At 69.4% G+C, this 20,662-nt stretch carries 18 protein-coding genes; 15 read left to right on the forward strand and 3 right to left on the reverse strand.

What is annotated here, in order from left to right:
• Window position 1: 1 nt before the first annotated feature.
• The 12 genes from OG978_RS35535 (at window position 2) to OG978_RS35590 (ending at window position 11,442) form a co-directional block, all read left to right on the forward strand.
• The gene (locus OG978_RS35535; RefSeq protein ID WP_326769159.1) at window positions 2-805 is read left to right on the forward strand and encodes an MlaE family ABC transporter permease; all 804 of its coding nucleotides are present in this window, start codon (window positions 2-4) and stop codon (window positions 803-805) included.
• On the forward strand, window positions 805-2,118 hold the full coding sequence (locus tag OG978_RS35540; protein WP_326769160.1) for an MCE family protein: 1,314 nt from the start codon (window positions 805-807) through the stop codon (window positions 2,116-2,118). The genes OG978_RS35535 and OG978_RS35540 overlap by 1 nt, the downstream gene beginning before the upstream one ends.
• Complete coding sequence (locus OG978_RS35545; protein WP_326769161.1) at window positions 2,115-3,146, forward strand: MCE family protein; 1,032 nt, start codon at window positions 2,115-2,117, stop codon at window positions 3,144-3,146. The genes OG978_RS35540 and OG978_RS35545 overlap by 4 nt, the downstream gene beginning before the upstream one ends.
• Window positions 3,143-4,162 (forward strand): MCE family protein, encoded by a 1,020-nt coding sequence (locus OG978_RS35550; RefSeq protein WP_326769162.1) that lies wholly within the window; start codon window positions 3,143-3,145, stop codon window positions 4,160-4,162. The genes OG978_RS35545 and OG978_RS35550 overlap by 4 nt, the downstream gene beginning before the upstream one ends.
• A 1-nt stretch (window position 4,163) precedes the next feature.
• Window positions 4,164-5,267 (forward strand): MCE family protein, encoded by a 1,104-nt coding sequence (locus OG978_RS35555; RefSeq protein WP_326769163.1) that lies wholly within the window; start codon window positions 4,164-4,166, stop codon window positions 5,265-5,267.
• Window positions 5,264-6,415, forward strand: a complete 1,152-nt coding sequence (locus OG978_RS35560) for an MCE family protein (RefSeq protein ID WP_326769164.1) — start codon at window positions 5,264-5,266, stop codon at window positions 6,413-6,415. The genes OG978_RS35555 and OG978_RS35560 overlap by 4 nt, the downstream gene beginning before the upstream one ends.
• A complete protein-coding gene (locus OG978_RS35565; protein ID WP_326769165.1) occupies window positions 6,412-7,671 on the forward strand; it encodes an MlaD family protein in 1,260 nt (419 codons plus the stop codon). The genes OG978_RS35560 and OG978_RS35565 overlap by 4 nt, the downstream gene beginning before the upstream one ends.
• On the forward strand, window positions 7,668-8,189 hold the full coding sequence (locus OG978_RS35570) for a hypothetical protein (RefSeq protein ID WP_326769166.1): 522 nt from the start codon (window positions 7,668-7,670) through the stop codon (window positions 8,187-8,189). Before OG978_RS35565 ends, OG978_RS35570 begins: the two co-directional genes overlap by 4 nt.
• Entirely contained in the window at window positions 8,186-8,815 is a 630-nt protein-coding gene (locus OG978_RS35575; RefSeq protein WP_326769167.1) for a hypothetical protein, read from the forward strand. Before OG978_RS35570 ends, OG978_RS35575 begins: the two co-directional genes overlap by 4 nt.
• An 88-nt stretch (window positions 8,816-8,903) precedes the next feature.
• Window positions 8,904-9,401 (forward strand): hypothetical protein, encoded by a 498-nt coding sequence (locus tag OG978_RS35580; protein ID WP_326770258.1) that lies wholly within the window; start codon window positions 8,904-8,906, stop codon window positions 9,399-9,401.
• Window positions 9,402-9,443: 42 nt separating this feature from the next.
• Window positions 9,444-10,205, forward strand: a complete 762-nt coding sequence (locus OG978_RS35585) for a hypothetical protein (protein WP_326769168.1) — start codon at window positions 9,444-9,446, stop codon at window positions 10,203-10,205.
• A 22-nt stretch (window positions 10,206-10,227) separates the two neighbouring features.
• On the forward strand, window positions 10,228-11,442 hold the full coding sequence (locus tag OG978_RS35590) for a lytic transglycosylase domain-containing protein (RefSeq protein ID WP_326769169.1): 1,215 nt from the start codon (window positions 10,228-10,230) through the stop codon (window positions 11,440-11,442).
• Here the strand turns inward: OG978_RS35590 and OG978_RS35595 are convergent.
• On the reverse strand, window positions 11,425-12,492 hold the full coding sequence (locus OG978_RS35595) for an ATP-dependent DNA ligase (protein WP_326769170.1): 1,068 nt from the start codon (window positions 12,490-12,492) through the stop codon (window positions 11,425-11,427). The two genes, OG978_RS35590 and OG978_RS35595, sit on opposite strands and share 18 nt — an antisense overlap.
• Before the next feature lie 97 nt (window positions 12,493-12,589).
• On the opposite strand from OG978_RS35595, the gene ligD reads away from it, so the two are divergent.
• Window positions 12,590-13,600 carry a non-homologous end-joining DNA ligase gene (ligD, locus tag OG978_RS35600; RefSeq protein ID WP_442817861.1) on the forward strand — a complete coding sequence of 337 codons (1,011 nt, stop codon included), beginning with the start codon at window positions 12,590-12,592 and terminating at the stop codon, window positions 13,598-13,600.
• Entirely contained in the window at window positions 13,597-14,676 is a 1,080-nt protein-coding gene (locus OG978_RS35605; protein ID WP_326769172.1) for an ABC transporter permease, read from the forward strand. The genes ligD and OG978_RS35605 overlap by 4 nt, the downstream gene beginning before the upstream one ends.
• 11 nt (window positions 14,677-14,687) lie before the next feature.
• Here OG978_RS35605 and OG978_RS35610 read toward each other — a convergent pair whose 3' ends face one another.
• Together OG978_RS35610 and OG978_RS35615 are read right to left on the reverse strand one after the other, a co-directional pair.
• Window positions 14,688-16,844 carry an OmpL47-type beta-barrel domain-containing protein gene (locus OG978_RS35610; protein WP_442817862.1) on the reverse strand — a complete coding sequence of 719 codons (2,157 nt, stop codon included), beginning with the start codon at window positions 16,842-16,844 and terminating at the stop codon, window positions 14,688-14,690.
• A 74-nt stretch (window positions 16,845-16,918) separates the two neighbouring features.
• On the reverse strand, window positions 16,919-19,411 hold the full coding sequence (locus OG978_RS35615) for a ThuA domain-containing protein (protein ID WP_326769174.1): 2,493 nt from the start codon (window positions 19,409-19,411) through the stop codon (window positions 16,919-16,921).
• 194 nt (window positions 19,412-19,605) lie between these two features.
• Here OG978_RS35615 and OG978_RS35620 point away from each other — a divergent pair, with 194 nt between their 5' ends.
• Window positions 19,606-20,640, forward strand: coding sequence for a multicopper oxidase domain-containing protein (locus OG978_RS35620; protein ID WP_326769175.1), 1,035 nt, complete (start codon window positions 19,606-19,608; stop codon window positions 20,638-20,640).
• Window positions 20,641-20,662: the final 22 nt, after the last annotated feature.

Here is a 20,662-nt window from a genome sequence, read left to right on the forward strand (position 1 = left end):
GATGTCGATGCTCAGCTGGCTCGACCGATCCGGCGAACAACTCACCTTCTACGTACGCGCGTTGATCTGGGTGCCGCGAACCCTGCGCCGCTATCTGCGCGAGGTCCAGCGGCTGCTGGCCGAAGTGGCCTTCGGCAGCGGCGGTCTCGGTGTCATCGGCGGCACCATCGGCGTGATGGTCGCGATGACCCTCTTCACCGGCACCGTCGTCGGCCTTCAGGGGTACGCGGCCCTCAACCAGATCGGCACCTCCGCCTTCACCGGCTTCATCTCCGCCTACTTCAACACCCGCGAGATCGCCCCGCTCGTCGCCGGACTCGCGCTCTCCGCGACCGTGGGCGCCGGCTTCACCGCCCAGCTCGGCGCGATGCGGATCAACGAGGAGGTCGACGCCCTGGAGGCGATGGGGGTGCGGTCCATGCCGTACCTCGTCTCCACCCGGATCATCGCCGGGGTCGTCGCGATCGTCCCGCTGTACGCGATCGGGCTGCTCTCCTCGTACCTCGCCTCCCGCTACATCACGGTCCTTTTCAACGGGCAGTCCGCGGGCACGTACGACCACTACTTCAATCTCTTCCTCTCCCCGGACGACGTGCTGCTGTCGGTGCTCAAGGTGCTGATCTTCAGCGTGATGGTGATCCTCGCCCACTGCTACTACGGCTTCCACGCCACCGGCGGGCCCGCCGGTGTGGGCGTCGCGGTCGGGCGGTCGGTGCGCAACGCCATCGTGCTCATCAGCGTCACCGACTTCTTCCTCTCCCTCGCCATCTGGGGCGCGACCACGACGGTGAAGGTGGCCGGCTGATGAATTCCCACCGGACGCAGACCGTCCGCCGCAGACTCGCCGGAGTCACCTTCCTCCTCGTGCCCGCCGTACTCGTCTGGGTCTCGGTCTCGGTGTACCGGAAGGACTTCACCGACGACGCCACTGTGACCGTACGCACCTCGAGCGTCGGCAACGAGATGCACGACAACGCCGATGTGAAGCTGCGCGGCGTCGTCGTCGGCCAGGTCCGCAACATCGCGGCCGACGGGAACGGGGCCCGGCTCACCCTGGCCATCGACCCCGACAAGCTCGACCGGATCCCGGCCGACGTGACCGCCCAGATGCTGCCCACCACACTCTTCGGGGAACGGTTCGTCGCCCTCGTACCGCCCGAACTGCCGTCCACGCAACCGCTGCGGGCCGGCTCCGTCATCCCGCAGGACCGCTCCAGCAACGCCATCGAGCTCGAGCAAGTCCTCGACAACGTCCTGCCGCTGCTGACCGCCGTCAAGCCGGAGAAGCTCGCCGCCACCCTGGGCGCGGTCTCCCAGGCCCTCGAAGGGCGCGGCGAGAAGCTCGGCGACACCCTCGTCACGCTCGACGCCCACCTGGCGAAGTTCAACCCCCAACTCCCCACGCTCAACGCCGACATCAAGGAACTCGTCAAGGTGAGCAAGGTGTACGGGGACGCCGCCCCCGATGTCCTCGACGCACTCACCGACTTCACCACCACCAGCGGCACCATCGCCGAACAGCAGGCACAGCTCGCCGGACTGTACGGGTCCACGACTGCCTCCGCGCGGGACCTCACCTCGTTCCTCCAGGAGAACAAGGACAACCTGATCCGGCTCTCCGCCACGAGCAGGCCGACGCTGGAACTGCTGGCGAAGTACTCCGACGAATTCCCCTGCACCCTGCGGACCATGGCCGGCTTCGTGCCCGCCATGGACAAGGCGCTCGGCAAGGGCACCGACCGGCCCGGACTCCACGTCACCATCAAGTCGGTGAAGTCGAAGGGCAAGTACGTGCCCGGCAAGGACACCCCGGTCTACAACTCGACCGGCGGACCACACTGCTACTCCGTGCCGTACGTGGGCAGAACCGTGCCGACCGCGGACGCCCGCACGGCGACGGCGGTCACCCCGCCCGGCACCGCATACGCCGACGAACCGGCCGGCACCCTGCCCTCGGCCACGGACTCCGCACTCGGCATGCCCAACTCCCCGCAGGAGAGCCGGCTCGTCAACGAGCTGGTCGCTCCCTCACTGAAAGTCCAGCCGCAGACCCTGCCCGACTGGAGCAGCGTGCTCATCGGTCCGGCCTTCCGCGGTGCGGAGGTGAAGCTCAAGTGAAGCGACGCTCTCTCGCCGCTCCGCTCACGAAATCGATCGTCTTCATCCTGGTGACCGTGCTGGCCACCACCGTGCTGGCACTGTCCATCGCCAACACCGGCGTCGGCGACACCACCACGTACCGGGCCAGGTTCACCGACGCCACCGGACTGGTCGTCGGCGACAGCGTCCGGATCGCCGGGGTCAAGGTCGGACAGGTCGAGTCCATCGAGGTGGCCGACAAGAGGCTCGCCGAGGTCGGTTTCGCCGTCCGCAAGGGGCGCAGGCTCCCCGCGTCGGTGACCGCCTCGATCAAGTACCTCAACATGGTCGGCCAGCGCTACATCGACCTCGACCAGGGGGCCGGGCCGGTCGGCAGGAGCTTCGACGCCGGAGAGACCATCCCGCTCTCCCACACCACCCCGGCACTCGACCTCACCCAGCTCTTCAACGGCTTCCAGCCGCTCTTCGAAGGACTCTCCCCGCCCGACGTCAACCAGTTGGCCGGCTCCATCGTCCAGGTGCTCCAGGGCGAGGGCGGCACCGTCGACAGCATCCTCTCGCACGTCGGCTCGCTGACCGGCACGGTCGCCGCGAAGGACAAGGTGATCGGCGAGGTGATCAAGAACCTCAACACGGTCCTGAAGACCGTCAACGACCGCGAGGCAGGCTTCGACGACCTCGTCGTCACCCTGCAGAAGCTCGTCACCGGATTCGCCGGCGACCGCAAGCCGCTCGGCCAGGCGGTCACCGCCATGGGCGCGCTCACCACCGTCACCGCGGACCTCCTCGAAGACGGCCGGGCGCCCCTCAAGAGCGACATCAAGCAACTCGGACGGCTCTCCGACCAGTTGGGCAAGGGCACGCCGCAGATCGAGAACTTCCTGCAGAAGACCCCGGCCAAGATGGCGGCGATCAGCCGGCTCACCTCGTACGGCTCATGGCTCAACCTCTACCTCTGCGAAGCCAAGGTCAGCGGAGTGACGACCGAGGACGGCAGCGCCCCGCCCACCGGCATCGAGGTCAGGAAGCCGAGGTGCCAGGGATGAGAATCAAACCCGTACGGGAACGCAACCCCGTCGCCGTGGCCGTCGTCGGACTGCTCGTCCTCGCCCTCATCGGCCTGGGCGCCTACCGCGTCGACTCACTGCCCTTCATCGGCGGCGGCACCACCTACAGCGCCGACTTCACCGAATCCGCCGGACTGAGCGAGGGCGACGAGGTGCGGGTCGCCGGAGTGAAGGTCGGCGAGGTCACCGGCGTCTCGCTCGACGGCCCCAAGGTGAAGGTCAGCTTCAAGGTCAAGGACGTCTGGATCGGCAACTCCTCCACCGTCGGCATCGCCATCAAGACCCTGCTCGGCGAGAAATACCTCGCCGTCGACCCGCTGGGCAACGCCCCGCAGGACCCGCACGAGCGCATCACGGCGAGCCGCACCACGTCCCCGTACGACGTCACCCAGGCGTTCAACGGACTGGGCGAGACCATCGGCGAGATCGACACCGCACAGCTCGCCAAGAGCTTCGAGACGATCTCCGACACCTTCAAGGACTCCCCGCCGGACGTGAAGAGCGCGGCCGACGGGCTCTCCGCCCTCTCGAAGACCGTCTCCGAACGTGACGCCGAGCTCGCCACCCTCCTCAAGGGCAGCAAGCAGCTCACCAAGACGCTCGCCGACAAGAAGAGCAGCTTCGAGACCCTGCTGGAGGACGGCAATCTGCTCCTCGGCGAGATCCAGGCACGCCGCGACTCCATCCACCTGCTGCTCACCGGCACCCGGAACCTGGGCACCCAGCTCACCGGCCTGGTGAAGGACAACAACAAGCAGCTGAAGCCCACCCTGGACTCGCTCGGCCGGGTCACCGCGGTACTGGTGAAGAACCGCAAGAGTCTCGACAAGGTGCTCTCGCTCGCCGGTTCGTACAGCCGGCTCGTCGGCAACACCCTCGGCAGCGGACGCTGGTTCGACAACTACGTCTGCGGAGTCGTCCCGAAGGAATACGTGCCCGCGGGCACACCGGCCGGGCCCGAGTGCAAGCCACCCAAGCAGCAAGGCGGCCGCTGACATGAGAATGAAGCGCATCGTCGGCATCGGCGCCGGACTCGCCGTGGTGGCCGTCGCGGCCACCACCGGCGTGATGGCCATGGACGACGAGGGAACGACGACCGTCACCGCCTACTTCGACCAGGCCACCGGCGTCTACGCCGGATCGGACCTGCGGATCCTCGGCGTCAGGGTCGGCCGGGTCGAATCGGTCACGCCCCGGGGCAAGGAGGTCGAGGTGATCCTGCGCGTCGACAAGGGCGTCAAGGTCCCCAAGGAGGCGCACGCCGTGGTCGTCGCCCCCAGCCTCGTCGCCGACCGCTACATCCAGCTCGCCCCCGCCTACGACGGCGGACCGGAGCTCGCGGACAACGCCGTGCTGCCGGCCGCGAACAACGCCACACCCGTCGAGGTGGACCAGCTGTACGACTCCATCACGGAGCTGTCCAAGGCGCTGGGCCCGGAGGGAGCCAACGCCGACGGAGCGCTCTCCGGGCTCCTCGACACCGGCGCCAAGAACCTGGACGGCAACGGAAAGGCCATCGGGGACTCCATCGAGCAGTTCGGCAAGGCCACCAAGACCCTCGACAAGAGCAGCGGGAACCTCTTCGACACGCTGTCCTACCTGCAGACCTTCACCACCGTGCTGAAGGACAACGACGGCAATGTGCGCGCCGCCGAACAGCAGCTCAACTCGGTCACCGGGTTCCTCGCCGACGACAAGGAGAACCTCGGTGCCGCGCTGAAGGAACTGGGCACCGCACTGGGCCAGGTCAAGGGCTTCATCCAGAAGAACCGCGGCGCCCTGAAGGCGAACGTGGACGCCCTGGTGCCGCTCACCCAGACCCTGGTCGACCAGCGGGCCTCGCTCGCCGAGTCGATGGACACGCTGCCGCTCGCCGCGGGCAACGTCGTCAACGCCTACGACCCGGTGAACCGCACCCTCAACGGCCGCACCAACCTCAACGAGCTCTCCATGGGACCGCTCACCACCGGCCTCGCCGGACTCACCCCGGTGGACGCCGCCCGCCGCAAGGCGCTGCCCACCCTGCCGCTCCCGGCCGTCGGCACCGTCTACGGCACCCCGGCGAAGACCGCCACGGAAGAGAAGGGGGCGAAGCGATGAGCCGTGTGCTGCGCAGACCCGGAGCCCGTACGACCGGCGTCGTCGCGGTGCTGGCCGTGGGCGTCGGCCTGGCCCTCGTCGTCAGCGGTTCCGGCCTGCCCGCGTTCACCGGGATCGACCAGGTGCCGCTGCCCGGTGGCGCCGACCTCGGCGACCACCCCTACGAGATCACCGCGGAATTCGCGGACGTGCTCAGCCTCGCCCCGCAGGCATCGGTCAAGGTCAACGATGTCGCCGTCGGCCGGGTCACCAAGGTCTCCCTGGGCTCCGGCAGCTGGAACGCCAAGGTCACCATGCGCGTCAACGGCAAGGTCGAACTGCCCGCCAACGCCTACGCCCACCTGGAACAGTCCAGCCTCCTCGGCGAGAAGTACATCCAGCTCGCCGCCCCGGCACGCGGCACCGCGCAGGGCAGACTCGCCGACGGTGACCGGATACCGCTGACCCGGACCAACCGGAACCCCGAGGTCGAAGAGGTCTTCGGAGCCCTGTCGATGCTCCTCAACGGCGGCGGCGTCAACCAGCTCAAAACCATCACCACCGAGCTCAACAAGGCAATCGCCGGACGCGAACCCCAGATCCGTTCGATGCTCGGCCGGGTCAACACCCTCGTCACGAACCTGGACGACCACAAGAAGGACATCACCGACGCCCTCGACGGGGTGAACCGGCTCTCCGCCACCCTCGCCACCCGCAAACAGGACGTCGGCACGGTCCTCACCGGGCTCAGCCCCGGCCTGAAGGTCCTGGAGAAGCAGCGCGGCTCGCTCCTCACCATGCTGCGCTCGCTCGACACCCTCTCCACCGTCGCCGTCGACACGGTCAACAAGAGCAAGGCCGACATGATCGCCGACCTCAAGGCCCTCGCCCCCAGCCTCAAGGCGCTCGCCGACTCCGGCCGCGACCTGCCCGACTCCCTCCAGGTGCTGCTCACCTACCCGTTCACCGACGAGGTGCTGCGCGGGGTGAAGGGCGACTACCTCAACGTCTACCTGGATCTGACGGCCGTGCCCGGCACACAGATCATCCCTCCGATCGTCCCGGCGGCCCCTCCGCAGGCCGGGGCCGCTTCGAGCCGGTCCGGGCAGGGACTGCCGCTGCCCCTTCCCCAGGTCCCGACGGCGGGCACGAACGGGAGCAGCCGATGATCACCCTCGCCATACGGCTCAAGAACATCTCCTTCCTGATCATCGCGGTGCTCGTGCTCGGCTACCTCGGCGTGCGGTACGCCGACCTCGGTCACTACATCGGCCTGCGCAGCTACTACACCGTAAAGGTCCAACTCCCGCGCACCGGAGGGCTGTACACCCACTCCAACGTCACCTACCGCGGTGTCTCGGTGGGCCGGGTCGGGCCGATCGAGCTCACCGACGACGGGGTCGAGGCCGAACTGCGCATCGAGAAGGACGCCCCGAAGATCCCGGACGGCCTCAAGGCCGTCGTCGCCAGCCTCTCCTCGGTCGGTGAGCAGTACGTCGACCTGCGGCCCACCCGCACCGAGGGCCCGTACCTGGCGAACGGCTCCGTCATCGACCAGGCCGACACCACCGTCCCCGCTCCCGTCACCGATGTCCTCACCAGCGTCAACGACCTCGCGGGCTCCGTCGACCTGGAATCCCTGCGCACGGTCGTCGACGAGTTCGGCACCGCGTTCGAGGGGCGCGGCGACGACCTCCAGGTGCTGCTGGACACCGGGAGCGAATTCGTCCAGGCTGCGGACGACGCGCTGCCGGTCAACACCCGGCTGATGATCGACGGCCGGACCGTGTTGCGCACCCAGGCCGAACAGGGCGAGGCGCTCAAGGGATTCGCCTCCGGCGCCAAGGAACTGGCCGCCCAGCTCAAGGGATCCGACACCGATCTTCGCAAGCTGATCGCGGTCGCCCCCGACGCGACCGGACAGATCAGCGGGCTGCTGCGGGACCTCGACCCGAGCTTCGGCGTCGTCGTCGCCAACCTCCTCACCACCTCCGAGGTCGCCGTCACCCGGCAGCGCGGCATGGAGGAACTCCTGGTGAAACTGCCCGCGGTGGCGGCCGCCGGGGCCAGCGCGATCGACGAGAACGGCGCCCGGTTCGGCATGTCGGTGACCTTCTTCGAACCGCTGCCCTGCACCGCCGGATACGGCGGCACGGTCTACCGCAGCGGTCTGGAGACCACGGCCGGACCCCCCGTCAACACCAAGGCCCGCTGCACCTCGTCGCCCGGCACCGGCATCAACGTCCGCGGCAGCGCGAACGCGCCGAAGGGCGGCGCCGTGCCCGAGCCCGCGAAGCCCGGCTCGATGCTGCTGGGCGACGACGCGGACCGGCTCCCGGGGGCGCTCGGTGTCACCGGCCGGACCCCGCAGGACGCCGACGGCATGGCCGGACTGCTGGGGCTCGGACAGGGAGGCGGCCGATGACATCCCGTACCAGGACCCTGACCGGCTGGGCGGTGCTGCTCGCCGCCGTGCTGGTCTGCGCCCTCGGCGGCTGGTCGTACGCCCGGGCGCGCGGCGACGAAAACCTGGCGTACGCGAAGCACCGTGACGCCGCGCTGGCCGACGGGAAGCACCACCTCGCCCGGCTGAACAGCCTCGACGCCAAGGACGCCGGGAGCGTGGACGCCGGCCTCGGAGCCTGGCTCGACTCCTCGACCGGGCCGCTCCACGACCAGCTGGGGCGCACCCGGAGCAAGGACGCGAAGGAACTGACCAAGTCCGGTGCCACCGCACGCGGGAAGGTCACCGACGCGGCGCTCACCGCGCTCGACGAGCGGACCGGTACGGCCGAGGTGATCGCGACCGTCGACGTCGAGGTCACCCCGCGCACCGGAAAGGGCGGCACCGAACGCAAGCGCTTCGAGGCCACACTGTCCCGGACCGCGGACGGCTGGAAGGTCAAGGCGCTCACGGCGATCCCGGTCGGGAGCGGCGCATGAAACAGCGGGGAGGGACAGCGGTCGTGAGCACGGACGTGGACACGCGGGACGTCGAGGAACGAGAAGAGCCCGGAGAAGAACCCGGCGCAGCCGCCGACGCGGGACCGGCTGCCACCGCCGGGCCCGCCCGGCGGTGGCAGCGCATCGTGGCGGCGGTCCTGGTCGTCGCACTGCTCGCGACCGGCGGCGCGCTCTTCGCCAAAGGCAGAGAACTGCGCGACACCCCCGCCACCTCGAACCGCGCGCTGACCGACAGCGAGGCGACCACCCGGGTCGCGGGCGATGTCAGCAACGCACTCGGCAAGGTCTTCTCCTACAGCCCGCAGGCCACCGCCGTCACCAAGGAGTCGGCGAAGCAACTCCTGGCCGGCAAGGCGCTCCAGCAGTACGCGGCCCTGTTCGGCCAGGTCGAGAAGCAGGCCGCCGACCAGAAGCTGACCCTCACCACCCATGTCGTCCGCGCCGGAGTGACCCGGCTGACGGACGACAGCGCTCACCTGCTGGTCTTCCTCGACCAGGTCTACGAGCGGGAGGGCAAGCCGCCCACCACGGCGGCGGCACAGCTCTCCGTCACCGCCCAACTGCGGGACGGCCACTGGACCGTGGTCGAGATCACCTCCAGATAGCAGCGCCCACACTCGCGCAACTCGGTACGGATCGGCCGGCAGGGGAGAGACAGCAATGGCACGGGTACGGATGACGAGGAACCCGCTGATGGCGGCGGCGGTCGTACTGACGGTCGCGGCGGCCGGCGCGGCGGCCTGGGGCGGAGTGTCGTGGTACGACGCCGCGCACGACGAGTCGGCGGCGTACGCGCAGGCCCGCGACGAGGCGCTGGCAGCGGGCGAGCAGGCCGTGCAGAACATGAACACGCTCGACCACCGGAAGCTGGCGAAGGGCCTCGACAGCTGGGAGGACTCCACCACCGGCGATCTGCACCAGCAACTCGTCGACGGACGGACCGCGTTCGTGAAGCAGATCCAGCAGGCGAAGACGGTCAGCACGGCCCAGATCCTGTCCGGGGCGGTGACCGAACTCGACGACCGGGCCGGAAAGGCCGGAGTCATGGTGGCGCTGCGGGTCACCGTCACCGCGCCGAAGGGCAAGCCCGCGGTGAAGGAGAGCCGGATGCTCGGCAAGCTCACCCGTACCTCCGAGGGGTGGAAGCTCAGCGCCCTCGGCCAGGCACCCGTCGGCAACACGGCCGGCTGACGCCACCGACTCCCACCCCTGCCACCGAGAGGACTCCCGGACATGTCGACGACCCGTCACCTCGTCAACCGACGGCGCCGCCTGGCCACCGTCGCCGCGGAACGCGCCACCGCCGCCCCGGCGCGGGGGCCCGAGACCCCGGACACATCCCGTGACGAGCCGGTGCCGTACCCGTCCGCGAAGGACACCATCACCGACGACGAGGCCACGGACGACACCGACCCAACAGAGGCCAATGAGAAGGCAGAGGCCCGGGAGAACACGGAACCGGGAAGCAAGCGGCCGTCCCGCTTCCGTATCCGGCTGCCCGCCGTCCTCTGCGCCCTCACCGTGCTGCTCGGGGCCTTCGCCGCCTGGGCGTTCACCTCGGCCGGCAGCCTGCGCGACGACCCGTCCCGGCAGAACACCGCCCTCACCGACATCAGCCGCACCAGCGAGGTGAAGGGCCAGATGGCCGACGCCGTCGGCGCGGTGTTCTCGTACAACTACGCCTCGCCCGGCAAGTCCGAACAGGCGGCCCGGACCCATCTGGTCGGCAAGGCGGTGCAGCAGCACAAGGACATGCTCGCCCAGGTCCGGGCCCAGGGGCAGAAGCAGAAGCTCCTGCTGACCACGACCGTCACCGACAGCGGTGTGGAACTCCTCGACGGCGACCGGGCCCGGCTGCTGATCTTCGCCGACCAGAGCAACACCCGTACCGGCAAGTCGGACGAGACGACCTACGCGGCGGCCATGTTCGCCGTGGACGCCGTTCGCCGCGGCGGCACCTGGCGGATCTCCGCCATCGATACGTTCACCCGGTGACCCGGGGGAGAGGGGAGCACGCATGAGGTTCAACGGCACGATGCGCCGCGGACTCAGCGGCACGGCGGTCGCGGTCGCCGCGATGGCCGCGCTCACCGCGTCCCAGGCGCCGGGACTCGTCGGTCACGAAACGACGCCGAAGGAGCGTCCGGAGGCCGACGAGGTCAAGTGGTCGCACGTACCCAACGACGACTCTTACCACACCGAACTGCCGCCGCTGCAGTCGCCGAAGCCGCCGAAGGCCGGCGCGAAGCAGAGCCCGGCCGCCGCCCGGTCGTGGTCCGAGGCGGGCATCCCGGCCACGGTGCTCGCCGCCTACCGCAAGGCGGAGAGCGCACTCGGGCGGACCGACCCCGGATGCCGGCTGCCGTGGCAGTTGCTCGCGGCGGTCGGCAAGGTCGAGTCCGGCCAGGCGGGCGGGGGACGGGTCGACTCCCACGGCACGACGCTCACCCCGATCCTCGGACCGGTCCTCAACGGCGCGGGATTCGCCAACATCCCGGACACCGACGGCGGCGCGTACGACGGCGACCGGACCTACGACCGGGCGGTCGGCCCGATGCAGTTCATCCCCTCGACCTGGGCCCACTGGGGCAAGGACGGAAACGGTGACGGCCGCCGCGATCCGAACAACATCTACGACGCCGCACTCGCCGCCGGGCACTACCTCTGTGCCGGAACGCGCGATCTGTCGGTGAAGGCCGATCTGGACCGGGCGATCCTCAGCTACAACCAGTCGGACACCTATCTGCGCACCGTGCTGTCCTGGCTGGAGTTCTACCGCAAGGGCATCCACCCGGTGGCCGACGGCAAGGGCACGGTTCCCAGGAGCCCCGGCGCGGGCGGACCGAACAAGCCGAAGCATCCGGTCGGCGGCCCCGGCGCCCCGGACGGCGGCATCATCGTGGGCCCGCAGCCCGGCGGTTCGCACCAGCCCTCCCCGTCGGCCACCCCGAAGCCCTCCGGATCGCCGACCGGATCCCCGGACCCCACCGGCTCCCCGGACCCCACCGACCCGGGCACCGGCTCTCCCGATCCGACCGACACCGGATCGGCCACCCCCGACCCCGGTACGAGCCCCGACCCCAGCACCTCCGAGCCGGGCCCCGGCTGCCCGACGGACTCGCCGTCACCGGACCCGACCGGGACGGCCGGAACCACCGAGTCCCCGGAACCCGACCCGACGACGAGCGAAGACCCGTGCGCCACTCCGTCGGGCTCAGCGTCCGCCGGCTGACAGCACCTCCGCCAGGTCGTACCGCACCACCTCTTCCAGCTGCGCGTAGGTGCAGCTGTCGGGGGTGCGGTCCGGCCGCCACCGGCGGAACTGGGCGGTGTGCCGGAAACGGTCGCCCTCCATGTGGTCGTACGCCACCTCGCAGACCCGCTCCGGGCGCAGCGCCACCCACGACTGGTCCTTCTTCCCGGACCAGCGACTCTGCGTCCCGGGCAGCCGGGCGTGCTCGTGCGCCTCGGCATCCGACCAGGCCGCCCACGGATGGCCGGCGAAATCGACGCGCAACGGCTCCAGCTCCGCGGCCAGCTCCGCGCGGCGCTTCATCGAGAAAGCCGCACAGACCCCGACGTGCTGCAGCACACCCCCGGAGTCGTACAGACCGAGCAGCAGCGAGCCGACGACCGGGCCGCTCTTGTGGAAGCGGTACCCCGCCACCACACAGTCGGCGGTCCGCTCATGCTTGATCTTGTACATCACCCGGGTGTCGGGGCGGTACGGCAGATCGAGCGGTTTGGCCACCACACCGTCGAGCCCCGCGCCCTCGTACCGCTCGAACCACTCCTGGGCGAGGGCCGGGTCCGTGGTCGCCGGGGCGAGGTGGACGGGGGCCGACGCGTCGGACAGGGCCGCCTCCAGCACGGCGCGGCGGTCGGACTGCCGGGTGGAGAGCAGCGAATCGTCCCCCACCGCCAGGATGTCGAAGACGATCAGACTGGCCGGGGTCTGCTCGGCGAGCAGACGCACCCGGGAATCGGCGGGGTGGATGCGCTCGCTGAGCCGGTCGAAGTCCAGCCGCCCGTCGTACGCGATCACGATCTCGCCGTCGATCACACAGCGTGGCGGCAGATTGTCCCGGACGGCGGTGACCAGCTCGGGGAAGTAGCGGGTGAGCGGCTTGCCGGTGCGGCTGCCGATCACCACCTCCTCGCCGTCCCGGTGCACGATCGCCCGGAAGCCGTCCCACTTGGCCTCGTACTGCATACCGGGCGGGATCCTGGACACGGACTTGGCGAGCATCGGCTTCACAGGAGGCATCACCGGCAGATCCATGGCCCGATTCTCACCCACGACCGGGCGCAAGTCTCCCGATATGCGTCATATGTGAGCCCGGCCTACCGTGACCGTCATGGGTGCAGCGGTGAAAGCAGTGGAGCTCGAAGCCGACGGGCGGGCCGTACGGCTCTCCAATCCGGACAAGGTCTACTTCCCGGAGAAGGGCTACACCAAGAGGGACGTGGCCGAGTACTTCCTGGCCGTGGGCCCCGGCATCACCCGCGCCCTGCGCGACCGGCCCACCACCCTCCAGCGCTTCGTGGACGGCGTCGACGGCGAGTTCTTCTACCAGAAACGGGCCCCGAAGAACCTCCCCGACTGGATTCCCACGGCACGGATCACCTTCCCGAGCGGCCGGCCCGCCGACGAGATCTGCCCCACCGAGCTCGCCGCCGTCATCTGGGCGGCCAACCTCGGCACCCTCACCTTCCACCCCTGGCCGGTTCGCAGCGCCGACACCGACCACCCGGACGAACTGCGCATCGACCTCGACCCGCAGCCAGGAACGGACTACGCCGACGCGGTGCGGGCCGCCCACGAACTGCGGTCCGTGCTCGACGACCACGGGCTGAGCGGCTGGCCCAAGACCTCCGGCGGCCGGGGCATCCACGTCTTCGTCCCCATCGCACCGGAGTGGACGTTCACCGAGGTCAGACGGGCCGCCATCGCCGCCGGGCGCGAACTGGAACGTCGCATGCCGGACCGGGTGACCACGGCCTGGTGGAAGGAGGAGCGCGGCGAACGGATCTTCGTCGACTTCAACCAGACCGCCCGCGACCGCACCATCGCGTCCGCCTACTCCGTACGCCCCCGCCCCTACGCCCCGGTCTCCGCCCCACTGCGCTGGGAGGAGATCGACGACGCCGAACCCCGTGACTTCGACATCAGGACCATGCCGAAGCGCTACGCCGAAGCCGGCGATGTGCACGCGGACATGGACGACCACGCCTTCCGGCTCGACGGGCTGCTGGAACTGGCGGACCGCGACGAGCGGGAACGCGGACTCGGCGACATGCCCTACCCGCCGGAGTACCCCAAGATGCCGGGCGAGCCGAAGCGGGTCCAGCCGAGCCGGGCCCGGCACGACGAGGACGCCGCGGGATGAGCGCTCCCGACCTGGAGCCCGCCGCCCCGCACGGGGCACACGGCAGACCGCTGACCCGCGCCCAGAAATGGGCCGCGTACAAGGACTCGCCGTACTTCCCCGCCACGGTCCTGGTGTTCATCCTCGCCGCCGCCGCGGGGCTCTTCGCCGGTTCCTACACCTACGCGATGGCCAACCCGACCCCGCACCGGATTCCGGCCGCCGTGGTCAGCCGGCCGGCGACGGAGGGCGGCAAGGAATTCGTCGCCGGCATGGACAAGGCGCTCGACGCCTCGCTCGACATCCATGTGTTCGCGACCCGGGCACAGGCACGCGAAGCACTGGAGAAGCAGGAGGTCTTCGCGATCATCCAGGCCGGCGACCGTGGTATGTCGCTGGATGTCGCGAGTGCCTCCGGTGCCGCCGTCGCCCAACTGCTCGCGGAGTCCGCGGTGAAGGTGGGGGCCGAGCTCGGGGAGCCGGTCGCCGTGCGGGACATCAAGCCCCTGCAACGCGGCGACCCGCGCGGTCTCGCCCTGTTCTACATCTCGCTCGCCGCCGTCATCATCGGCTTCGTCGGCGCGATCCAGCTGAGCGTGCACGCCCGCGCGCTGATCCCGCTGGAACGGATCGCCTTCACCATCGGCTACTCGCTGCTCGGCGGTTTCACCATCGCCGCGGTGGTGGACTGGTGGCTGGGCGCGGTGGATCTGCCGTTCTTCGAGTCCTGGATGATCCTGGCGTTCACGATGTTCACCTCGGGCATGGTCTTCACCATGTTCAACACCCTGATGGGGCGCTGGGCGATGATCCCGACCTGGGGCGTCATGGTGCTCCTGGGGAACCCGTCGTCCGGCGGGGCGGTCTCCTGGCCGCTCCTGCCGTCAGCGCTCGGGCACATCGGACGCTGGCTGCCGCCGGGTGCGTCCGTCAACGCCCAGCACACCGCCGTCTACTACCAGGGCCACCAGCGGATCTTTCCGTATCTGGTGCTCGGGGCCTGGGCGGTGGTCTCCTGCACGGTGTTCTGGGTGTTGCGCCACCGGCACCCGGGAGGCCGTGACCACATGCCTCAGCATGCGGCCACGGCCACCTGATCCGGTCCGGGCTACAGCTCCTTGATACGGATGTCGCGGTACGAGACCACATCCGTGGTGCTGTGGACCTGGAGTCCGATGTAACCGGAGGCGTACCGTCGGCCGTCGGTGCCCGGGTCGTCGCCGCGCGGCGGCTCGAAGACCTGACCGCCGTTGTTGTCGAACTCGTTCAGCAGGACACCGTTGCGGTAGACCGAGTAGTGCTGGTCCACCACCCGGATCTCGTAGTCGTTCCAGGTGCCCTTGGGAGTGACCCCGGCGCCGGCCAGACCGATCCGGTCGAAGCCGTAGACCGAGCCGGTCTTGTACATGTCGCCGTCCGGACGGTCGAGGATCTGCACCTCATGGCCGTACTTGATGGCGACCCACTCCGGACGCGACTCCTCCGGGTTGTCGTGGACGTTCGGGAAGCGGACGAACACACCGCTGTTGGCGTTGCCCGTGCCCGGGGCGTCGTCGCGCCACTGGAGCTTGAGCGAGAAGTCGCCGTACTGCCGCCCCGAGAACCAGAGCATGCCCATGCCGTCCACCGCGGTGGAGCTGGTGAGGGTGCCGTCCGCGTTGAGCCCGAACTTTCCGCCACCGACCTGCTGCCACTTGGCGAAGGACTCAGCCGTGCCGTCGAAGAGCTTCCTGTAGCCCTCGTCCTGGCCCGGCCTGCCGATCCCCGACTGCTTGGCCGCCCGGTAGATCTTCTTGTGCTCGCGGGCGTCGATCACACCCGCGGCGAGCAGCTTGTCCAGGACACCGTCGACGTGCTTGAGGAACAGCGCGTGCGACGACCAGTCCTTCTCGTCCTCGATCAGCTCATTGATGGTGCAGCGGTTGCCCGTGATGCGGTTGGGGACCCCGGTGTCCACCGTGCCGACGATGACGGTGAGCCGCTCGTCGAACTCCGGGCAGTTCGGCGCCGGTACGCCCCCGCTCTCCGCGACGGTGAACGACACCTGCTTCGCGACGGAGGTGTTGCCGGCCTTGTCCGTCGCCCGGTGGGCGACGGTGTGATAGCCGACGCGGTCGACGATGACGGTGGCGGTGTACGCGAGGTACGGGCCGCCGTCGAGCGAGTACTCGACCTTGTCCACGCCCGATTCGGCGTCGGTCGCGGTGACCGTCACCTTGGCGCTGGTGATGTAGGCGTTGTCGGAGTTCTTGTCGCCCTCGACCTTCGCGGAGGTCTCCGGCGGGGTCTTGTCCTGCGTCGGCGGTGCGACGACGGTGAAGTCGACCGATTTCTCGGCCGCCGCGTTGCCCGCCTTGTCGGTGGCCCGGTAGCGGACCCGGTGGGTGCCGGTCTCGTGCACCATCACGGGTGCGGTGTACGGCTGCCAGGCGCCGTCCGCCCCGATCGCGTACTCGATGGTGTTGACGCCGGACCCGGTGTCGGAGGCGGTCACGGTGACCGTCGCCATTCCGAGGTACTGCCCCTGGTCGTCCTTCTCGCCGGACACGGTCGCCGAGGTCTCCGGCGGCGTCTTGTCGTCCGTCGGCGGTGCGGCGACCGCGAAGTCGACCGACTTCTCCGCTGCCGCGTTGCCCGCCTTGTCGGTGGCGCGGTAGCGGATCGTGTGCGTACCGACCTCGGTCACCACGACCGGAGCGGTGTACGGCTGCCAGGCGCCGTCCGCCCCCACCGCGTACTCCACGGTGTCGACGCCGGAGCCGTCATCGGTCGCCGAGACGGTGACCGTCGCCTGACCGATGTACGCGCCGTCGGCGTTCTTGTCGCCGTCCACCTTCGCCGAGGTGCCGGGCGCCGTGGTGTCCTCACCGCCGCCGTCCTCGGTCACGGTGAGGATGCCCTGCATCGCCTCGTGCCCCGGCATGGTGCAGTGGTAGAAATACCGGCCGGGGGTGAGCGTGACCTCGGCGGTGTGTTTGCCGCCCTGGTCGTCGCCCGGGTTGGCCAGGATGTTCAGCGTGACGTCGTTGTTGAACTCCGGGTCCGAGACGCTGAACGTGAGGGTGTGCGGCATCCCTGTGGTGTTGCCGGTTGCCGCGCTGTTCTCGAAGACGATGGTCGCCTTGCCGGCCACCGCGGTCTTCGGGGCGGACAGATAGTGGTCGATGGGGTCGCCCGCGGTCCAGGTGAGGACCTGATCGGCCGCCGCATCGGCGGGGGGCGCCGTACGGCCGTACGCCGCCGTCGAGGTCAGGCCCAGCACCATCAGGAACGAACCCAGCAGGGCGAGCCACAATCGGGCTGGACGGTACCGCTTTCGGGAGAGGACCGGACGATGTCTCACCGCACTGCCGCCTTCCTGGCCAGATCCTCGGCGGCCGGGGTCGGACCGCCGCCCTTGTACGTCACACGCCACAGCGCGGACTTGGAGTCGGAGGTGAAGAAGCCGCGCCCGTAGTCCAGGACGTACAGCGAACCGTCCGGGGCGAACCTCCAGTCCATCAGGTTGCGGATGCCGTCGGCCCCGACCGGGATGATCTTCCGCAGGGATTCGGCGTGGGTGGGCAGACCGCCCTTGCCGACCGTCTTCGGGTCGGTGAGCACGGCGTGCCGGGGCTGGGTGTCGTCGTAGAAGTCACCGACGAACCACTTGCCGTCCCAGTAGGAGGGCCACTTGTCGGCGCTGGTGCTCGCCGCGTCGTACCGGTAGACCGGGCCGTTCATCGTGGCCTGGCCGCCGCCCTTGAGCCACGGCAGCAGCTGCTTCTGGTCCTCGACCTTGTAGCTCGGGATGCCGTTCGCGTCGCGCGGGTAGTCCACGCCACCGCCCTGCGGCGAGTACCAGATGGTGTTGGAGGTGACCGGCGGCAGATTCACCAGGCCGTCGTTGTTCGGCGACTCGTTCTTCGGGTGATCGCAGTCGTACCAGCCGAGCGGCTTGGTGGGGTCCGGCAGACTACGGTCCCGGTAGGGCTGCTTGTTGCCCATGCAGTACGGCCAGCCGTGGTTGCCCGCCTTCGTGATCGCGGCGAACGTGTCGTACTTGGCCGGGCCCCAGGTGGTGGAGGGCGAGCCCGCGTCGGGGCCGACCCAGCCCGCGTACAGCGTGTCGGTCGACTTGTCGACGGAGATCCGGGCCGGGTTGCGTACGCCCATCACATAGATCTCGCCCCGCGTCTTGCCACCGCCCTCGTCGGGCTCCTTGCCGGTGAAGAGGTTGCCCCCGGGCAGCGTGTAGGTGCCGTCGTCCTCCGGGTGGATCCGCAGGATCTTCCCGTTGAGGTTGTTCGTGTTGCCCGCGGTGCGGCGGGCATCGGCGAACGAGACGCCCTTGTAGTTCGGCTGCGGGTTGTTCCCGGAGTAACCGTCGCTGAAGCCGGAGGAGTTGTTGTCACCGGTCGCGATGTACAGATTGCCCTTGGAGTCCCAGGCCATCCCGCCGCCCGCGTGGCAGCAGCTGTGGACCTGGACGGGCCAGTTGAGCAGCACCTTCTCCGAGGACAGATCCAGCTTGTTCGTGGACAGGTCCAGGGTGAAGCGGGAGACCTGGCGTACCGCCATCTGCTTGTCGCGGTCCAGCTTCGAGTGCGGGGTGTAGTGCAGATACACCCAGCCGTTCTTCTCGAAGTCCGGGTCCAGTTCGATGCCGAGCAGCCCTTCCTCGACCTTGATCAGCTCGTCGCCGCCGCCCTTGTTGCCGAAGATCGTCAACTCACCCGCGAGGGTGACCTTCTTGGTCTTCGGGTCGTAGACATGGATCTGCCCCAGACCCTTGCCGATGTCCGGGTCGTTCCAGTCGGTGACGACCGGCCTGCTGCTGTCGGCGCCGCCGCGCCCGATGTACAGCACGCGTCCGTCGGGGGCGGTGACCAGTCCGTGCGGCTCGCCGATCTGGTCGTTCCGGCCCGGCTGGTTGGGCTGGGTGACGCGCTCGGCCTTGTAGTTGGAGTCGATCGTCGCCTTGCAGTCGGCCTGCGAGATCCGGGTCGTCCAGTTCAGCGCGCCGCGCAGATGGTCGCGGAAGTCGGTCTCCGCGAAGCTGTCGACCGTACCGCCCATCGCCGTGTAGAAGGACCGGCCGCCGTCGTAGTCGCGGCACCAGGAGACCGGGTGGTCCCAGCCGTTGGCACTCGCGCCCGGCTTGTAGGTGATCTCGCGGACGCGGGCCACGGTGTGCACATCGCCGGACGGGTTCTTCGTCCAGTTCAGCCACTTGTCGGGGCGCTTCCACTCCAGCGGGAGGTTCTTGGTCGCCGGATGCTGCCGGTCGCCGATCTCCACCGTGGCGCGCTGCACGGAGGCCGGGCTGTTCGCCGCCGGGCGGGCGCCGACCAGGCCGGTGAACCAGTCCGAGTACGGCTCGGTGCGCGCGGCGTCATGGATGCCGAGGAAGCCGCCGCCGGCCTCCATGTACGCCTCCAGGCCGGCCTCCTGCTCCGGGTCGAGGACATCGCCGCCGCCGGTCAGGAAGACGACGGCGTTGTACTTGCCGAGCTGCTTGCCGTTGGTGAAGACCGCGGGGTCGTCGGTGGCGACGGTCCTGAACCGGCCGGCCTCCGGGCCGGTGAGGCCGATCTTCTCGATCGCCGCGATCCCGGCGTCGACCGTCGGGGACTCATCGGTGGCGGAGGCATGGAACACCAGCACCTTGACGTTGGCACCGCCCGGCGGCGACGGCAGGGACAACGTTGTCGCCAGGGAGCCGGGCGGCTCCGGATAGGGCCTGGCCTCAGCCGTGTTGGCGCCGAGCAGGGAAGCGGTCAGTGCGCCGGCCGCGAGGCCCGCCGCGAGTCCGCGTCGCGATCTGGACCTGTGATGTGGTGCGCGCTGCATGTGGTCACCCACCCCTCTTTGGTCACTGCAACAGCGCATGAAGCTAGACCTCTTTTCGTGGTCCGCCAATAGCCATGGCGGCAATTGCACGAACTTTGTCCTGGCTGTGGATAAACGGAGATCCTCCGGCTACGGTGTGGGCCGTCCGGGGCGAGTCGACGCTCCAAATTCCTTGGCGCAGTGGGGAGTTCGGCATGGACAGAAGGAGCTTCAACCGGCGGATGCTGGTCGGCGGCGGGGTGGCGGCCGCGACCGGCCTGACATCGTTGTCCCTCGGTTCGATCGAGGCCAACTCGGCGGAGCCCGCGCTCGACACCGCCCCGGCGGGCGGTGCGGTCCGCCATCTCAAGCTGTACGCCGAGAAGCTGGCGGACGGTCGGATGGGGTACGGGCTGGAGAAGGGGAAGGCGTCCGTCCCGGGGCCGCTCATCGAGATCAACGAGGGCGACACCCTGCACATCGAGTTCGAGAACACGACGGATGTGCCGGTCAGTCTCCATGCGCACGGCGTCGACTACGACATCGCGAGCGACGGCACCCGGATGAACAAGAGCATCGTCGAACCGGGCGGGACCCGTACGTACACCTGGCGCACCCATGCCCCCGGCCGGCGCAAGGACGGCACCTGGCGGCCGGGCAGCGCGGGCTACTGGCACTACCACGACCATGTCGTCGGCACGGATCACGGCACCGGCGGCATCCGCAAGGGCCTCTACGGCCCGCTCGTCGTCCGGCGCAAGGGCGACATCCTGCCGGACAAGACGATCACGATCGTCTTCAACGACATGACGATCAACAACAAACCGGCCCACGAGAGCCCGAACTTCGAGGCCACGGTGGGGGACCGGCTCGAAGTCGTCATGATCACGCACGGCGAGTACTACCACACGTTCCACATCCACGGTCATCGCTGGGCGGACAACCGGACCGGCCTGCTCACCGGCCCCGACGACCCGAGCCGGGTCATCGACACGAAGATCGTCGGACCGGCGGACTCCTTCGGCTTCCAGGTCATCGCGGGCGAACACGTGGGCGCGGGCGCCTGGATGTACCACTGCCATGTGCAGAGCCACTCCGACATGGGCATGGCCGGACTGCTGCTGGTCGCCAAGCCGGACGGCACCGTGCCGGGGTACGACCCGCACCATGTGATGGACCACGGCAAAGCGGCGCCGGGAAGCTCGGCGAAGGACACGGCCGCGCACGACACGGCGGCACACGGCTCCTGACACCGCCGGTCGGCAGGACCTG

Source organism: Streptomyces sp. NBC_01591 (assembly GCF_035918155.1).
In the GTDB taxonomy this organism is placed as follows: domain Bacteria; phylum Actinomycetota; class Actinomycetes; order Streptomycetales; family Streptomycetaceae; genus Streptomyces.

Bases quoted from the DNA above. Each gene is read 5' to 3' on its own strand.
- OG978_RS35535 (WP_326769159.1), top strand. From the start codon at position 2: ATGTCGATGCTCAGCTGGCTCGACCGATCCGGCGAACAACTCACCTTC.
- OG978_RS35540 (WP_326769160.1), top strand. From the start codon at position 805: ATGAATTCCCACCGGACGCAGACCGTCCGCCGCAGACTCGCCGGAGTC.
- OG978_RS35550 (WP_326769162.1), top strand. From the start codon at position 3,143: ATGAGAATCAAACCCGTACGGGAACGCAACCCCGTCGCCGTGGCCGTC.
- OG978_RS35555 (WP_326769163.1), top strand. From the start codon at position 4,164: ATGAGAATGAAGCGCATCGTCGGCATCGGCGCCGGACTCGCCGTGGTG.
- OG978_RS35560 (WP_326769164.1), top strand. From the start codon at position 5,264: ATGAGCCGTGTGCTGCGCAGACCCGGAGCCCGTACGACCGGCGTCGTC.
- OG978_RS35565 (WP_326769165.1), top strand. From the start codon at position 6,412: ATGATCACCCTCGCCATACGGCTCAAGAACATCTCCTTCCTGATCATC.
- OG978_RS35570 (WP_326769166.1), top strand. From the start codon at position 7,668: ATGACATCCCGTACCAGGACCCTGACCGGCTGGGCGGTGCTGCTCGCC.
- OG978_RS35575 (WP_326769167.1), top strand. From the start codon at position 8,186: ATGAAACAGCGGGGAGGGACAGCGGTCGTGAGCACGGACGTGGACACG.
- OG978_RS35580 (WP_326770258.1), top strand. From the start codon at position 8,904: ATGGCGGCGGCGGTCGTACTGACGGTCGCGGCGGCCGGCGCGGCGGCC.
- OG978_RS35585 (WP_326769168.1), top strand. From the start codon at position 9,444: ATGTCGACGACCCGTCACCTCGTCAACCGACGGCGCCGCCTGGCCACC.
- OG978_RS35590 (WP_326769169.1), top strand. From the start codon at position 10,228: ATGAGGTTCAACGGCACGATGCGCCGCGGACTCAGCGGCACGGCGGTC.
- OG978_RS35595 (WP_326769170.1), bottom strand. From the start codon at position 12,492: ATGGATCTGCCGGTGATGCCTCCTGTGAAGCCGATGCTCGCCAAGTCC.
- OG978_RS35605 (WP_326769172.1), top strand. From the start codon at position 13,597: ATGAGCGCTCCCGACCTGGAGCCCGCCGCCCCGCACGGGGCACACGGC.
- OG978_RS35610 (WP_442817862.1), bottom strand. From the start codon at position 16,844: ATGGTGCTGGGCCTGACCTCGACGGCGGCGTACGGCCGTACGGCGCCC.
- OG978_RS35615 (WP_326769174.1), bottom strand. From the start codon at position 19,411: ATGCAGCGCGCACCACATCACAGGTCCAGATCGCGACGCGGACTCGCG.
- OG978_RS35620 (WP_326769175.1), top strand. From the start codon at position 19,606: ATGGACAGAAGGAGCTTCAACCGGCGGATGCTGGTCGGCGGCGGGGTG.